General features: G+C 65.7%; 16 protein-coding genes. 3 read left to right on the top strand and 13 right to left on the bottom strand.

Annotation, left to right across the window (positions count from 1 at the left end; genetic code table 11):
* The 7 genes from ACKODO_RS04430 to ACKODO_RS04400 all read right to left on the bottom strand — a co-directional run.
* On the bottom strand, window positions 1–465 hold a 465-nt coding region (locus ACKODO_RS04430; protein WP_408982242.1), incomplete at its 3' end, for a F0F1 ATP synthase subunit B'.
* A gap of 81 nt (window positions 466–546) precedes the next feature.
* The gene (locus ACKODO_RS04425) at window positions 547–774 is read right to left on the bottom strand and encodes a F0F1 ATP synthase subunit C (RefSeq protein WP_408982241.1); all 228 of its coding nucleotides are present in this window, start codon (window positions 772–774) and stop codon (window positions 547–549) included.
* Window positions 775–831: 57 nt separating this feature from the next.
* Window positions 832–1,563 (bottom strand): F0F1 ATP synthase subunit A, encoded by a 732-nt coding sequence (locus ACKODO_RS04420; RefSeq protein WP_408982243.1) that lies wholly within the window; start codon window positions 1,561–1,563, stop codon window positions 832–834.
* 45 nt (window positions 1,564–1,608) lie between these two features.
* Window positions 1,609–2,010, bottom strand: a complete 402-nt coding sequence (locus tag ACKODO_RS04415) for an AtpZ/AtpI family protein (protein ID WP_408982240.1) — start codon at window positions 2,008–2,010, stop codon at window positions 1,609–1,611.
* 213 nt (window positions 2,011–2,223) lie between these two features.
* Window positions 2,224–5,679 (bottom strand): AAA family ATPase, encoded by a 3,456-nt coding sequence (locus ACKODO_RS04410; RefSeq protein ID WP_408982239.1) that lies wholly within the window; start codon window positions 5,677–5,679, stop codon window positions 2,224–2,226.
* Window positions 5,680–5,763: 84 nt separating this feature from the next.
* Window positions 5,764–6,450, bottom strand: coding sequence for a DsbA family protein (locus ACKODO_RS04405; protein ID WP_408982238.1), 687 nt, complete (start codon window positions 6,448–6,450; stop codon window positions 5,764–5,766).
* A gap of 98 nt (window positions 6,451–6,548) precedes the next feature.
* Entirely contained in the window at window positions 6,549–7,118 is a 570-nt protein-coding gene (locus ACKODO_RS04400; protein ID WP_408982237.1) for a DUF721 domain-containing protein, read from the bottom strand.
* An 85-nt stretch (window positions 7,119–7,203) separates the two neighbouring features.
* Here ACKODO_RS04400 and mutY point away from each other — a divergent pair, with 85 nt between their 5' ends.
* Window positions 7,204–8,319 (top strand): A/G-specific adenine glycosylase, encoded by a 1,116-nt coding sequence (gene mutY, locus ACKODO_RS04395; RefSeq protein WP_408982236.1) that lies wholly within the window; start codon window positions 7,204–7,206, stop codon window positions 8,317–8,319.
* A 42-nt stretch (window positions 8,320–8,361) separates the two neighbouring features.
* Here mutY and ACKODO_RS04390 read toward each other — a convergent pair whose 3' ends face one another.
* Complete coding sequence (locus ACKODO_RS04390) at window positions 8,362–9,525, bottom strand: site-specific DNA-methyltransferase (RefSeq protein WP_408982235.1); 1,164 nt, start codon at window positions 9,523–9,525, stop codon at window positions 8,362–8,364.
* 63 nt (window positions 9,526–9,588) lie between these two features.
* Entirely contained in the window at window positions 9,589–10,248 is a 660-nt protein-coding gene (locus ACKODO_RS04385; protein WP_408982234.1) for a ribonuclease HII, read from the bottom strand.
* 114 nt (window positions 10,249–10,362) lie between these two features.
* Here ACKODO_RS04385 and ACKODO_RS04380 point away from each other — a divergent pair, with 114 nt between their 5' ends.
* The gene (locus ACKODO_RS04380) at window positions 10,363–10,848 is read left to right on the top strand and encodes a hypothetical protein (RefSeq protein WP_408982233.1); all 486 of its coding nucleotides are present in this window, start codon (window positions 10,363–10,365) and stop codon (window positions 10,846–10,848) included.
* Window position 10,849: 1 nt separating this feature from the next.
* On the opposite strand, the gene ACKODO_RS04375 is transcribed toward ACKODO_RS04380, so the two are convergent.
* Window positions 10,850–11,974, bottom strand: a complete 1,125-nt coding sequence (locus ACKODO_RS04375; RefSeq protein WP_408982232.1) for a PA0069 family radical SAM protein — start codon at window positions 11,972–11,974, stop codon at window positions 10,850–10,852.
* Window positions 11,975–12,097: 123 nt separating this feature from the next.
* On the opposite strand from ACKODO_RS04375, the gene ACKODO_RS04370 reads away from it, so the two are divergent.
* Window positions 12,098–12,616, top strand: a complete 519-nt coding sequence (locus tag ACKODO_RS04370; RefSeq protein WP_408982231.1) for a hypothetical protein — start codon at window positions 12,098–12,100, stop codon at window positions 12,614–12,616.
* Here ACKODO_RS04370 and ACKODO_RS04365 read toward each other — a convergent pair whose 3' ends face one another.
* The 3 genes from ACKODO_RS04365 to ACKODO_RS04355 form a co-directional block, all read right to left on the bottom strand.
* Window positions 12,617–12,931, bottom strand: coding sequence for a c-type cytochrome (locus tag ACKODO_RS04365; RefSeq protein WP_408982230.1), 315 nt, complete (start codon window positions 12,929–12,931; stop codon window positions 12,617–12,619).
* 130 nt (window positions 12,932–13,061) lie between these two features.
* On the bottom strand, window positions 13,062–13,952 hold the full coding sequence (locus ACKODO_RS04360) for a neutral zinc metallopeptidase (RefSeq protein ID WP_408982229.1): 891 nt from the start codon (window positions 13,950–13,952) through the stop codon (window positions 13,062–13,064).
* Between the two features lie 88 nt (window positions 13,953–14,040).
* Window positions 14,041–14,847 (bottom strand): uracil-DNA glycosylase family protein, encoded by an 807-nt coding sequence (locus ACKODO_RS04355; RefSeq protein ID WP_408982228.1) that lies wholly within the window; start codon window positions 14,845–14,847, stop codon window positions 14,041–14,043.
* Between the last annotated feature and the right edge of the window lie 236 nt (window positions 14,848–15,083).

Here is a 15,083-nt window from a genome sequence, read left to right as displayed (position 1 = left end):
CTCGACATTGCCCATCGCCTTGGCCTTGGTCTCGGCGATGCGGGCTTCTGCTGCCGCGAGCTTGCCGGCGAGATCCTTCTCGACCGAGACACGCTGCGCCTCGATCTCCTTGGCGCTCTTGTCGCGCGCTTCGCCGGCAATAGCCTGCGCATTGGCGCGGGCCTTCGTCAACGAAGCCTCGAGAGCGGCCGCCTGCTCCTCGGCCTCCTTCTGAGCGGCGCTGGCCGCGCGGAGGGACCCCTCGATCATCTCGCGACGCGCTTCAAGCACCGAACCGATGCGCGGCAGGGCCACGCGGCTCATCAACGCATAGAGCGTCCCGAACGTCAGCACCAGCCAGAGGAGCTGGCTCGCATAGGTCGAGGAATCGAAAGGCGGAAAGCGATGCCCGCCGCCCTCGCCACCGGCCGCGAGGGCCGGCAGGGCGGGAAGGGTCGCAATCAGCGTCACAAGCACGAAGCGCATGGGCCGCATCCGGACATCAGGGTGGTGAAGGGCGGCATTCCCGAAGGCGCCGCCCGCGAAAGGCGTGAGCGAGGCTCGACCTTACACCACGAAGAGCAGGAAGATGACGACGACGAACGAGAAGATGCCGAGCCCTTCCGCGAGCGCCGCGCCAATCAGCGCGCGGGTGAACTGGCCATCGGCCGCCGACGGGTTGCGCCGCGCGCCCGAGAGAAAGTTTCCGAAGATGTTGCCCACGCCGATGGCGGCGAGGCCCATGCCAAGCGCCGCGAGACCAGCGCCGATATACTTGCCAACGATCGGATCCATCGAGATTACTCCGTTTGAGAAGAAAGGTGGTGGTGGATTTCGTGTCCGGCGATCCCGTCAGTGCCCCGGATGGTGCGCATCATTGAGGTAGACGCAGGTCAGAATGGTGAAGACATAGGCCTGGAGGAAGGCCACCAGGAATTCGAGCGCGGTTACCGCCACGGCCATCAGCAGGGGCAACGGCGAAATGACGGCCCAGGCGCCGGCCCCCAGCAGCATGACCGTGAGACCACCAAAGGCCTTCAGCACGATATGGCCGGCGAGCATGTTTCCGAACAGACGAAGAGAGAGCGAAACCGGGCGAGACAGGAAGGAAATGATCTCGATCGGCACCATCAGGAGCAGGATAGGGATCGGCACGCCGGAGGGCACGAACAGCCCGAAGAAATGCGAACCATGCTTTGCCACGCCCACAACCACCACGGTGCCGATCACCAGCAGCGCGAAGGCGGCCGTCACGATGATCTGGCTCGTGACCGTGAAGGAACCGGGGATCATGCCGAGCATGTTCGCGGCAAAAACGAACATGAAGAGCGAAAAGACGAAGGGGAAGAACTGCATGCCTTCCTTGCCGGTCACGCCCGTCAGCGTGTTGGCGACGAATTCGTAGCTCATTTCGGCCAGACTTTGCAGCCGGCCCGGCACCATGGAACGCTGCGCACTGCCATAGACCGTGATGAAGCTGATGACCGCCAGAGCGATGAGCATCCACAGCGATGCATTGGTGAACGAAATATCGGTTCCGAACAGCTTGAGTTCGACGATCCTGTTGATCTCGAACTGGTGCATCGGCTCGATTGCTTTTCCGCTCGCCACGGTCGCTGTCCCTTCGCCTCAATGGCCCTGTTGCGGGCCGCCCCTGTCGTTCGAACCCGGCGGGACAGTGGGTCGCATGCCCAGCCGGTAGATGTTCCGGAACCCCGCGGCCATGCCCAGCATCATGAAGATGATGAGAAACCACGGCTTGGTTCCAAAGAACCGGTCCAGCAGGAAGCCGATACCGGTCCCCACCAGAACGCCCGCGACCATTTCGGAGGCCGCCCGCATCCCGGCGCCGAGTGCCGAAGCATTGCTGCTCGAACCCGACTTGCCCTGCTGTTCGGCCTCATCGCGCGCCTTCGCGTCACCGAGCTCCGATTTCAGGGCCTCGAGGCGCGCACGCAGCTTCTGCTCGTCGCTGGAACGTCCCGCTTCCGCTTTGTCGGCGTCCCGCGAGGGAGGCTCCGGCTCTGGCATGGTTGCATCCGAACCCGGTTGGACGGCGCCACGTCACGCGGGAATGCCCCGCGTCACCACAGCACGAGGGGCGGTCGCCCGCCCCGTTCGTCGCGCGCTGTTAAACAGGGGGAAACGTTTGTGTCAAGGACGGAAGGGCCGTTCTTTCGGCTCTTCAACGATCGGATAGGGCCATTTCTGAGGATGTTGCCGCAATGCAGCAGAAAACGCGCCTCAGCCCGCCTCGGCAAGGCGCTCGGCCTCGGCGAGATCGACCGAGACGAGCTGGCTCACGCCGCGTTCGGCCATGGTGACGCCGAAGAGGCGATCCATTTCCGCCATGCTAATCGGGTTATGGGTGATCACGAGGAAGCGCGTGCCGGTTTCGCGAGCAATATCATGCAGCAATGCGCAGAGCCGCTCCACGTTGGAATCGTCGAGCGGGGCATCGACCTCGTCCAGAACGCAGATCGGCGCCGGATTGGTGAGGAACACCGCGAAGATCAGTGCCGTGGCGGTCAGCGCCTGTTCGCCACCCGAAAGGAGCGAAAGAAGCTGCGGCTTCTTGCCCGGGGGACGCGCAATGATCTCCAACCCGGCCTCCAGCGGATCATCCGCCTCCACAAGATGAAGTTCCGCCGTGCCGCCGCCGAAAAGCCGGGTGAAGAGCCGCGTGAAATGCCCCTGCACCGCCTCGAATGCCTCGCGCAGCCGCGCGCGTCCCTCGCTGTTCAGCGATTCGATGGCCCGGCGGAACTTGCGGATCGCCTCCTCGATCTCCGAGCGCTCGCGCGCAAGATCGGCATGGCGCGTCTCCACCTCCGCGAGCTCGGTATCCGCGCGCAGGTTCACGGCGCCGAGGCGGTCGCGATCCTGCTTCAGGTCGCGCAGCCGCGCCTCGATGGCCTCCGGCGAGAGGGTCTCGAGCCGCGGATCTGCCGCGATGGGGATCGAAAGGCCTTCGATCGGCCCCTCGATCTCGCCTTCGATGGTCTGGATCACGTGGATCAGCCGGGAATCGGCGTTTTCGCGCGAAACTTCCAGTCGTCCCGCCAGTTCGCGAGCCTGCGAGAGGGCATTGGCGGCCTGCCGCGCCGCCTCATCGGCTGCGCGCGCCGCGCTCTCGCACCGGGCGAGCATGTCATCGGCGACCTTGCGCGCGCCTTCCGCGATGTCGATTTCTCCCGCGATTCCGCGACGGCGGGCAGAAAGCTCGGCCGGTTCACCTTCGAGCCTCGCAAACTCCTCCTCAAGGCGAGCGCGCCGGCCTTCATGTTCGCCGAGGGATTCCCGCGCGCGGGCAGCACGCTGCTCCCAGGCCGCCTGCTCGCGCTCGATGCCCGCGAGGCGTTGCTCGGCCGCATGGCGGGCGGCCAGAAGGCGCGACAAAGCGTCACGCGCCGCATTTTCCACCTGCCGTGCTTCCGAAAGGCGCGCCTCCTGCGCCTGAAATGCCGGGTCCTCGGCGGAGCGCGCGGGCAGGGCACCGCGAGCCGCGCGTGCCTCCTCCTCCTCGCGGCGCGATTCGGCGAGGTCATTCGCCAAGGTCTCGCGACGCAGCCGTGCGGCCTCTAGCCTGAGGCGCATCTCTTCCGTGCGAAGCATCTCGCGCTGCAGCGCGGCATTGGCCTCCTCGCGCTGGCGCGTGATGCGACGCACCGCCTCGCGCGCGACCGCTTCCGCCTCCTGTGCCTCGCGCAGGGCGCGCAGGATGCGATCAAGCACGTCGCGCGCAGCATCGCGCCTGGTCCTGGCCTCGCGCGCCTCGCGTTCGAGCTCTTCCAACCGGTTGCGTTCTGCAAGGCGACGGGCCGCGGCGCTGGGCGCATCGCCTCGCGCGGCAAAGCCATCCCAGCGCCAGAGATCGCCCTCGCGGCTCACGAGGCGTTGACCGGGCTGAAGCTGCGCCTGAAGCTTTTCGCCCTCTTCACGCGCGCAAAGGCCGATCTGGCGCAGGCGCAGATGCAGGGGCGCGGGGGCCTTCACCATGGAAATGAGCGGCTTCACGCCCGCCGGCAGGCTGGGCTCGCCATCCAGCGCGCGCTCGCCCCAATGGCGCGGGGCGCCCCATTCAATGGCCGCGTCGAGATCCTCGCCGAGGGCGGCCGCCAGCGCTGTCTCGTAGCCCGGCTCGACCACGATCTGGTCAATGGCCGGCGTCCAGAGGCCGGGCTCGGTCGCATCCACGAGCTTGCGGATCGTGCGGGCCTCGGTTTCGAGGCGCTGGAGCAGGCGTTCTGCCTCCGCGAGCTTCGGGCGCGCGCCCTGCTCGGCATCGCGCGCGGCGCGGGCCTTGGCCTCGGCCTCATCCGAGCGGGTGGAGGCTGTCGCAAGCTCCGCTCCGAGACGATCGAGCTCGGCTTGCATACGTGTGTAATCCGCGAGCGCGGTGGAATCCTGCAGGAGCGCGGCCAGCGCCCGCTCAGCCTCCTCGGCCTGCACGGCGAGGCGCGCCGCGCGGGTGGTCGCGGCCTGAAGCCGCTGGTCGGCCGCGCGCTCGGCGGCCTCCGCTTCGGCCCGTGCAATGGTGAGCGCGCGAAGTTTCTGCTCTTCCGCGTTTCGCAGGGTCTCGGCCCGCTGCCGCGCTTCCGTGAGGGATTTTTCTTCCGCCGAGAGCTTTTCCCGCTCTGAATCATGCGTCCGCGCCTCGGCAGCCAGCCCCGCCTGCGCGCCTTCCGCATCGCCCAGCAAACGCCCTGCGGCTTCGTGATCTCGATCGAGTTCGGCACGGCGGCTTGTGATTTCCTGGAGACGCTGTTCGATTCGCGCAATTTCACCATCGAGCGTTTCGCGTCTCACGAGGAGGGCCTGCAACGCCTGGAACCGCTCGGCGGCGCCCGCGCGCGCCTGTTCGAGTTCATGCGCCTTCACGGCGCGTTCGCGCTCGGTCTCGCCCTGCTGCACGGTTGCGGCGGCGACGGCGCGGATCGCTTCCTCATGCGCCTGTTTCGCGACATCGGCCTCCTGTCGGGCCCGCTCCAGCGAAGAGGCGAGGAGGCGCAGGTCCAGCGCGCGGATTTCGGTCTGAAGTGTCTTGTATCGCTCCGCCTGCCGCGCCTGCCTGCGCAGATCGCCCGCCTGCCGATCAAGTTCCCCGAGAACATCTTCGGCGCGCAGAAGGTTCTCCTCGGCCTGCCGCAGGCGCAGCTCCGCCTCGTGGCGGCGAGCGTGAAGGCCGGCCGTGCCGGCGGCATCCTCGAGAATGCGACGGCGATGCTGCGGCTTCGCGTTGATGATCTCGCCGATCTGCCCCTGCCGCACCAGGGAGGGCGAACGTGCGCCGGACGCAGCATCCGCGAACAGGATCTGCACGTCGCGCGCCCGCACTTCCCGCCCGTTGATGCGGAAAGTCGAGCCCTGTTCGCGCACGATCCTCCGCGTGACCTCCAGTGCCTCGGCCCTGTGGAGATGGCCAGGGAGGTCCTGAGGAGGCTCCGCGAGCCGAATGGAAACTTCAGCGTGGTTACGGACGGGGCGGGTGCCCGCGCCGGCAAAGATCACGTCATCCATCTCGCCGCCGCGCAGGGATTTCGACGAGGTTTCCCCCATCGCCCAGCGCAGGGCCTCCACGAGATTGGATTTGCCACAGCCATTGGGGCCGACAATGCCCGTGAGGCCGGGCGCGATGAAAAGCTCCGCCGGATCGACGAAGGTCTTGAACCCGTGAAGGCGCAGCCTCTCGAACTTCACCCGGAACCGCTCCAGCCTGAGCCGCGACCTGCGGCCTTCCGATGAGGTGGGTTGCCCTGCTCCGGCAACAAGGCCCGGAGGACCTTATTTCGGGAGCAGCGGCTCAAGCAGCTGGTCCATCTCCGCGATGGAACGCGCGCCGCTCACCCGCTTGCCATTGATGAAGAAGGTGGGAGTGGAATTGACGCCAAGCTTCTCCGCGCCGTGCTTCTTCACCGCATTCACGCCGTCATAGATCGACTGGTTTTTCAAGCAGGCCTCGAAGCTTTCCTGTGAGAAACCGGCAAGGCGCGCGGCGGCAAGCAGGTCATCCAGCGGCTTCTGCGAGGTCAGGATGGCTTCCTGACGACGGAAGAACAGGTCGATGAGCGGATAATAGCGCTCGGCCGGTGCGCAGCGCGCCAGCATGGACATCGCGGTCGCCATGGCATCGAAGGGAAATTCCCGGAACACGAGGCGCACCTTGCCGCTGTCGATGTACTTTTCCTTCAGTGCCGGCAGCGTGTTCACGTGGAAATTTGCGCAATGCACGCAGGTGAAGGAGGCGTATTCCACGATCGTGACCGGCGCGTCCTCCTTGCCGAGGCTGCGATCGCCGAGTGGGCCGGCCTGCATCACGTCGACGAGTGGCATCTGGTCCTGCGCTTGCGCGAAGGACGGAGCGCCGAGCGCGAGTGGCAGGGCGAGCCCCGCAAGAGCGACCATCGCAAGAGCGATCAGCGCCTGCCGGCGGACGACGGGAAGGCGGGGAATGACAGGGCTCTGCGGCATGGAAGATACTCTCCGGCTTCGGTAAGGTCAGTTTTCGCCCGCGATGATGGCGGAGATTGAGTTAGGGGCAAGCACGAAAGGCTGCAAGCGGGCGGGCTTCACAATCGCGTTTTGCGGTCCTTCGCGGCGATCCCCGCGCCGAGGCGGGCGAGAGCCTCGCGCAGCGCATCATTCGCGATATGGCCGAGTGCATCCCGCTGCTCTTCGACCAGGGCTGCGGGAATCTCCCGCTCCATGAAGGCAGTGCGCGGCTTTGGCGTCTCACCCTGGCGGATTTCAAGCCGCGTGACCGCGCGAAAACCGAGGCGGCGGTTCACTGCATCGAGGATGCGCCCGGAGGCCATCTGCACCTCCAGGGCGAAAGCGCTGGCGCAGGTGACGACCAGCACCGCGCCCTCGGCCTTTTCCTGCATGCGACCGCCGCGGGGCGCCGTAGACCCGGCCTCCACTCGCTTTCTCGGCCAGCGGATTTCGAGTGGAACCGTGAATTCCGCCAGCGCCGGGCCAACAATCTCCGCCCATTCCGCGAGCAGGGTCGCGGATGCAAAGCCTCGCTCGCGCAAGGTGGGCTCCAGCAGGTCCGGCATCAGCAAGGCGAGCCGGCTCGTCCGGGGCCGCTTGCGCGGTTCGGGGCGGACATTCGGCTGCTGTGCAATCGCGCGGTCCATCGGGCACCTTGACCTTCTCTTCCTAGCAGACTAGCGCAGATTATGGCGAGAACAAGAAGAGAACGAAGTTATCCCCGGATTGCGCATGGAAAAGAGCATCGCGCCCTTGGCCAGGTGCACGGGCCTCGCCATAACCGGGGGGATGCCCGCCCATTCGCCCTCCGCCGATCTCCGAACCGCCGCCCTGCTTGCCTGGTATGATCGGTCGGGGCGGGACCTGCCATGGCGGGTGAAATCGGGGCGCGCCGAGCCCTATCGCGTCTGGTTGTCGGAAAACATGCTGCAGCAGACGAGTGTGGAGGCGGTGAAGCCCTATTTTGCGAAGTTTCTGGCGCTCTGGCCGGATGTGGAGGCGCTCGCCGCGGCCGAGGATCACGCCGTCATGACCGCCTGGGCGGGCCTCGGCTATTATGCCCGTGCCCGCAATCTGCTTGCTTGCGCGCGGGCCGTCGCGCGCGATTTCAACGGGCGGTTTCCGGAAACCGAAGACGGTTTGCGCGCATTGCCGGGCATCGGCGCCTACACGGCGGCCGCGATTGCCGCGATTGCTTTCGGCGAGCGCGCGATTGTGATCGACGGGAATGTCGAGCGGGTGGTCACGCGGCTCGCCGCCATCGACACACTTCTGCCGAAAGCGAAACCGGAGATACGAGCGGTGCTCGATGGCATGGTGCCGGCGGATCGCCCGGGTGATTTCGCGCAAGCCCTGATGGATCTCGGTGCAACCCTCTGCACGCCGAAATCGCCCTCCTGCCAGCTCTGTCCGCTCTCCGACGCCTGTGTGGCGCGGGTGAGAGGTCAGGCTGCGGCTTTCCCCGTGAAGCCCGCGAAGAAGGGCAGGAAGCAGCTGCAAAGCCTCGCTTTCGTGGCGCTGGATTCGCAGGCGCGCATCCTGCTCCGCACCAGAGCCGGGAAAGGCCTGCTCGCGGGCATGGCCGAGGTTCCGAATGTCGATTGGTCGGCCGGGGCAGGCAGCCTGGGGGCCGCGCCCCTTCAGGCGGAATGGCGGCGGCTGAACCAGCCGGTGATCCATGTCTTCACGCATATCGACTTGCGGATGGAGATCGCGGTCGCGCGGCTGCCTGCAACAGCGCCTGCGCCGGAGGGCATGCGCTGGGTCTCGCTGGAAAGGCTTGGTGACGAGCCGCTGCCGACCCTGTTCCGCAAGGTCATCGAGGCAGGGTTGCGCGCGCTGCGTTGATCTGCGCGCATTGCGTTGATCTGCGCGCGCTGCGTTGAGCGGTCAGGCCACTTCTTTGGCGCGGAAAGCCGCCCGCCGGGTGTCGATCGGCTCCAGCGCCTTGCCGTTCTCGGTATGCCAGAAGGTCCAGCCATTGCAGGCGGGCAGCCCCTGCACCAGCGCTCCGATCTTGTGGATCGAGCCGACGATGCCATTCGCGACGATCTGCCCATCCGGCCGCACGGTTGCAGAATGGCGCTTCTTCGCATCGGTCAGCACGGTGCCGGCAGCAATGTATCCGCCCTCGATCAGGCTCGCGAAGGCCACGCGCGGTTCTTCGCGCTTTGTGGTCGGCTGCAGGAGCAGTTCGGGGGGCATGGGCTCGACAGCCGCGATGCGCGCACGGGCGGCCGCGGCATAGATTTCCTCGCGCTCGAGCCCGATGAAGTGCCGTCCAAGCTTCTTCGCCACCGCGCCCGTCGTGCCGGTGCCGAAGAAGGGGTCGAGCACGATATCGCCGGCATTGGTCGCCGAGAGCAGCACGCGGGCGAGCAGGCTTTCGGGCTTCTGCGTGGGGTGAAGCTTTTCGCCAGCTTCATCCTTCAGACGCTCGGCACCGGTGCAGAGCGGCAGATACCAATCCGAACGCGCCTGCAGATCCTCGTTGCCCGCCTTCAGCGCCTCGTAATGGAAGGTGTATTTCTTCGCGGCCTGGTCGCGCGCGGCCCAGATCAGCGTCTCATGCGCGTTGGTGAAGCGCCGGCCGCGGAAATTCGGCATCGGATTGGCCTTGCGCCAGACGATGTCGTTCAGGATCCAGAAGCCGAGATCCTGCAGGGCGGTGCCGACCCGAAAGATGTTGTGATAGCTGCCGATCACGAACAGCGTGCCATTGGGCTTCAGCACCCGGCGGCATTCGCCGAGCCAGGCGCGCGTGAAACGATCATAGGCCTCGAAGCTCTCGAACTGGTCCCAGGCATCGTCCACGGCATCAACGAGGCTGTGGTCGGGGCGCGTGAGGTTGCCCGCGAGCTGCAGGTTGTAGGGGGGATCGGCAAAAACGAGGTCGACCGAATGCTGCGGCAGGCGCGCGAGTTGCGCGACGCAATCGCCCACCAGAATAGAATCGACAGGAACAACTGGGCCGGTGCGATCAGTCACGTCCCCGGTACGCGAGACAGAAATCCGGGGCCTGTGACTGTTCGCTGCCGAGCGGACGATACGCATGACAACCGCACCGGAGAAACGACAGACAGGCAGGATACTGGCCGAAGACAGTGAAGGCCGGGTTTATGGATCAAATTTGATCTTGTCCCGTTTTTGCACCACTCGGGATTGCAAATTGTTCCCGGCGATTGTCCGGCAAGGTGCGAAAGACAGGCGGTGGAGCGGCGTCAGCCCCTTTTCCCGCAGGGCGGCAAGATGGGCGGGCGACCCGTATCCCATATGCTTCTCGAAGCCATAGCCGGGAAATTCCCCGGCCGCCTTCACCATCATGGCGTCGCGCGCGACCTTCGCGACAAGGGAGGCGGCGGCGATGGCGGCGACCGTTGCATCGCCCTTCACGACCGCTTCCGCCGGGCAGGGAAGTCCAGGCGGAATGTCGCGGCCATCGACGAGAGCAAAGTCGGGAACAACCGGAAGCGCGAGAATCGCCCGGCGCATGGCCTCGAGGCTCGCGGCCCGGATGTTCAGTCGGTCGATCGCCGGCGCGGGCAGGCTGGCAACGCCCACCACGCAGTGATTCCGGATGAGATCCGAAAGAAGCCTTCGGCGCGCGGGACGCAGGCTTTTGGAATCCGCAAGCTCGTCGATGGGAAAATCATCCGGAAGAACCACCGCTGCCGCCACCACGGGGCCGGCAAGCGGCCCGCGTCCCACCTCATCGAGCCCCGCCAGCAGGCGAGCCTTGCGCGCGACAGGGGAAAGGGGCGACCAGGGTTTCGGCATCGGGCGTTGAGGCAAGGGAGTGGAGGCAGGGGATTGGAGGCAAGGGAGTTGATCGGCTTGGGCTTCAGGCCACAATGCTCCCGCAGCACCCGAATCGGGAAGAGGAAATTTGCCATGGCGGAGAACACAGCTGGTTCGCTTGCCGCAGCGCTGGACGGCGAAGTTGCGCTTCTTGCCAAGCTTGTTGCGGATGAGGATGACGCGGAGGGCCTCGTGGCCTTCGCGCTTCATCGCCGCGCATTTCTTGATTGGGTCACCGCTTTCGAGGCTGCCGAACAACGCAAGCCAAATGAGGGCGAGATCCGCCTCTTCCTCATGGGCGAGACGGCCGATCGCCGGCTCGCAGCCTATCGCGAACGGGCCTCGCTGATGATCGACGCACCGAAGATCGATCCCGCAGCAGCGCCGGCCAGGCCGATGCCAACGAAGAAACCGCCGCTTCGCACATGGTTCTGGCCCTGGGGCTTTTCCAGCGACTTTGTTGTCGCCGATCCCGATGCGCCGATGAACTGGCGCGGTCTGTTCCTTCGCCTTGCCATGCTGGGCGCGGCCGTTGTGGTCACGGCGCTTGCCCTGCGCATCTTCTTCGTCCGCGCCTGAATCAGAGCAGCGAGAGTTGCTGGCCCGGCAGGCTCGGCGGCACGAAGAGATCGGTCCTCAGGCGCTGGTGGCGCCGCACGAGGCCGAGCCGTTCGCAGGCGAGGCGATGGCGTTTCGCGATCAATTCGGCGTAAAACCCCGTTCCGGTCTGCCGCGTTTCGAAATCCGCGACATAGTCCTTGCCGCCGCGTGTCGATTGCACAAGGCTCAGCACATGGCGCAGCTTGCCGGGATAATGCGCGAGCAGCCATTCGCGGAAGAGATCACGCAATTCGAGCGGCAGGCGCAGCAGCACATAACCCGCTTCGCGCGAGCCGGCCTGCTGCGCGGCTTCGAGCAAGGCCTCGATTTCCGGATCGTTGATCGCCGGGATGATCGGCGCGGTGATCGCCGCGGTGGGAATGCCCGCTTCCGACAATTGCCGGATGGCATCGAGCCGCTTCTGCGGGGTGGGCGCGCGCGGCTCCATGGCGCGGGCGAGCCTGCGATCGAGCGTGGTCAGCGAAATCGCGACCTTCGCGAGACCACGCTCGGCCATGGGCGCGAGGATGTCGATGTCGCGCGTGATACCGGCCGATTTCGTGACGATCGTCACGGGATGGCCCACGCGCGACAGCACTTCGAGGATGCCGCGCGTGATGCGATGCTCGCGCTCGATCGGCTGGTAGGGGTCGGTATTCGTGCCAAGCGCGATGGGTTTGGGCTGGTAGCCCGGCCGGGCAAGCTCCCGCTCCAGCAATTCCGCTGCATTGGGTTTCGCCGTGAGTTTCGTCTCGAAATCGAGGCCCGGCGACAGCCCGAGATAGGCGTGGCTGGGCCGCGCGAAGCAATAGGAACAGCCATGCTCGCAGCCCCGATAGGGGTTGATGGAGCGGTCGAACGGGATATCAGGCGACCGGTTCCGCGTGATGATGGTGCGGGCCTGCTCCAGGCTGGTTTCGGTGCGAAGCGCCGGCGCGGCCTCTTCCTCGCTCCAGCCATCGTCGAACACTTCACGCATCTGCGGCTCATGACGACCCGCGAGGTTGCTGATCGAACCCCGCCCGTGGCGGTTCGCATCGGCGATGCGGGTGGCATTCCGGGTTTCCAGCGGCTCCTCGGACAGGCGGGCGATCGGCTTGCGCATGAAGAGAACAAAAATCGAACAAACCCGATTCGTCAAGGGGTGCCGGCGTTTCGCTTGACGCGATTTTCCTGCAAATTTGCCTGAGCCCTTGATTTTTTCTCGTTGTGCACCGCAATATGGGTGATGTTCTCTGCGGTCATCCGGGCGCGACCTGCGCCTCGTGCGCTTTCCGCCACCCTCGGCCCACTGGTGCGGGGGGTTATCGAGGGGCTTGTCGGTTCCGCCACCCTCGTCGCCGCCGAGCGTAATTCCGAAATCGAGGAAATCGCCGATTCCGCGGGCTGTCGCGTGCTCGTGGAGGCAGATTGGGCCGAAGGCTTCAGCCGTGTGGTGGCGAATGCCGGCGGCTCGCCGCTTCTCGTCATGGATACGGGGCTGATGCTGGGACAGGAATTCTGGCCGGTTCTCGCGGATTCTCTGCCGCTTCTCGGCGATCGTCCGGCCGCGACGGAAACCGAAAGACCGCGATCCCTGCTGAGCCGGATTTTCGCGGCGGCTTCATCGGCACCCGGGCGGGATCAGGTTCTGCTGCTGCCAGGCTCGGTGAGCCGGCAGGTGGCGCAGATGAAGGCCGATCCCTTCACGCATCGCTATGCCGATCTCGCCCGGCTTCCCGTGGCCGCCCGGCGCGTGCCGGAATGATCAGGGTTTCGGGTCTCGCGGAAGGCGGGCGTAGAAATCGGCAATCTCCTGCAATTCGAATTCCGTCATCAGGCGGCTCATAAGCCGCATTTCCTTGTGCGGACGACGCCCCTTCTGGAAATCGTGGAGCTGCTTCAACAAGTATTCGTAATTCTGGCCGGCGAGATGCGGCACGTCCTTGTCCTTGGCGATTCCGTCATCGCCATGGCAGGCCATACACTCGAGGATGAGATCGCGCCGCGGCTGCCTCTCCTGCGAAAGGGCAGGCAAGGCCGTCGCTGCCAGCATCATTGCAGCCAGCGTGGCGTTGCGCATCCGATATCGCTCCCTTCCTTGCTTCCTTCCTGGCTTCGTTGCAGCTTGGCATGATTCTGCCAAGCAGGCGGATGATGTCCTTGCGCAAGAGATGATGTCCTTGCGCAAGAGATGGTGTCCTTGCGCAAGATCAGAGCGCGCGCGCATTGAAGGTATCGCAGGCCTTCACGCTGACGGTGCGAAGGCCCTGCTTCAGCCAGCGCATGCGTTGCTCGGATGTGCCGTGCGTGAAGCTGTCCGGCACGATGTAGCCCTGCGCCTGCTTCTGGAGCTTGTCATCGCCGATGGCGGCAGCCGCGGCGAGCGCCTCCTCGAGATCGCCCTGCTCGAGAATGCGCCAGCGCTGGTTGGCGTGATGCGCCCAGACGCCTGCGAGGCAATCCGCCATCAGTTCCACGCGCACCGAGAGCGCATTCGCCTCCCTGCGGGAAAGGCGCTGCTGCGCCGCCTGGACACGCGGCAGGATGCCCAGAAGATACTGGATATGGTGGCCCATTTCATGCGCGATCACATAGGCATAGGCAAAATCCCCACCCGCGCGCATCCGGGTGCGCATTTCCTCGAAGAAGCTCATGTCGAGATAGATGCGCGTATCGGCCGGGCAGTAGAAGGGGCCCATCGCGCTCTGCGCGCCACCGCAGGCCGAGCGCGTCGCCCCCCGGAAGAGAACCAGCGAAGCGGGCCGGAAGGCCACGCCGCTCTGCTCCGGCAGAACCTGCTGCCAGACATCCTCGTTGGTCCGCAATACCCGCGAGACAAAGGTGCGAAGCTGGTCCTGTCCGGCGGAACTCGGCGGTGGCGCGGAGCGCTGGGAGATGGTGTCACGTCCCGTGCCGATCATCTCCGCGCCGCCGATGAGGATCGCCGGATTGATCCCGAACAGGTAGCCGACAAGGGTCAGCACCGCGATGGTGCCGAAGCCCAGGCCGCCGCGCCCGCCGGGAAAACCGCCGCCGAAGCCCCCGCCCTGGCCACGACGATCCTCGATGTTGCTGGACTCACCGATTTCGTCGAGCCGCATTCTGTTTCTCCCTCGCGCCGCGAACGCGGATTTCTGTCTTTCCGTGCCGGATCATCCCCAGCCGGCCCGCATGATCCATGAACCAGTTTCACGCAAGATGGGCCAGCTTCGCCCGGAGCGCGCTGAGGTCGCGCCAGGCCAGCGCCTTCTGCGAAGGCTGGCGCAGCAGATAGGCCGGGTGAAGCGTCGCGAGCGCCGGGATGGTGCCGCCCTTCAACCCATATTCGAACCAGCGGCCACGCAGGCGCAGGATGCCTTCCTTCTGCCCAAGCAAGGTCTGGGTCGCGGGCGCGCCCATGGTCACGAGGATTTTCGGCGCGGAAAGCTCGATCTGCCGCGTGATGAAGGGCAGGCAGATCGCGATCTCCTGCGGCGTCGGCGTGCGATTGCCCGGCGGCCGCCAGGGAACCGTGTTCGCGACATAGACATTCTCGCGGTTAAGCCCGATCGCGTTGAGCATCTTGTCGAGCAATTGCCCGGCGCGCCCCACGAAGGGACGGCCGATTTCATCCTCGTCGCGGCCCGGCGCCTCGCCCACGATCATCACCGGAGCGCCGGGCGCCCCATCCGCGAAGACGAGGCGCGAAGCGGTGGATTTCAGCGCGCAGCCCTCGAAGGCATCGAGCAGAGCGCGGAGGGTTTCGAGATCCGGCGCGGAAGCGGCGAGCCGCCGGGCTTCCATGATCGCGGCATCGGGCGCGAGCGGGGCCGGGGCGCCACCGGCAACGCGCGGCGCGGCCTGTTTTTCCGGCACCGGAGGAGGCGCCTCTACCTTCCCCGGGGGCGGAACGGAGAGCGCGAACCGGTCCACGGGATGCTCGTCAAGCGGTGTCTCGACCCCGGCGGCGACCAGGAATTCCAGCACTTGCCGGTGCGAACTCTCCTCATTCGGCATTTGGCGCGGATCTCCCTGCCGGGTAGTGGGTCAGTTTGAATTCTAATTCGAGCAACCAGACGTATTACAAAATACGACAGAGCCTGTTAGCCCGTCTTATTCATGAGGGGGCTGATTTTGGGTTGGCGGATGTAGCATAACGGTATGATATCGCGTAGGATTTAGCTGTTTACACCGATCCGATCCGCACCATCAACCCCGCCACACCCGCCATCGAATGCGGCTGTGATCTTCCG

Origin of the sequence: Rhabdaerophilum sp., assembly GCF_046092605.1 — a bacterium.
Classification (GTDB): Bacteria; Pseudomonadota; Alphaproteobacteria; order Rhizobiales; family Beijerinckiaceae; genus Rhabdaerophilum.
The sequence above is the reverse complement of the archived record's forward strand: the minus strand, read 5'-3'. Positions and strand labels throughout refer to the sequence as shown.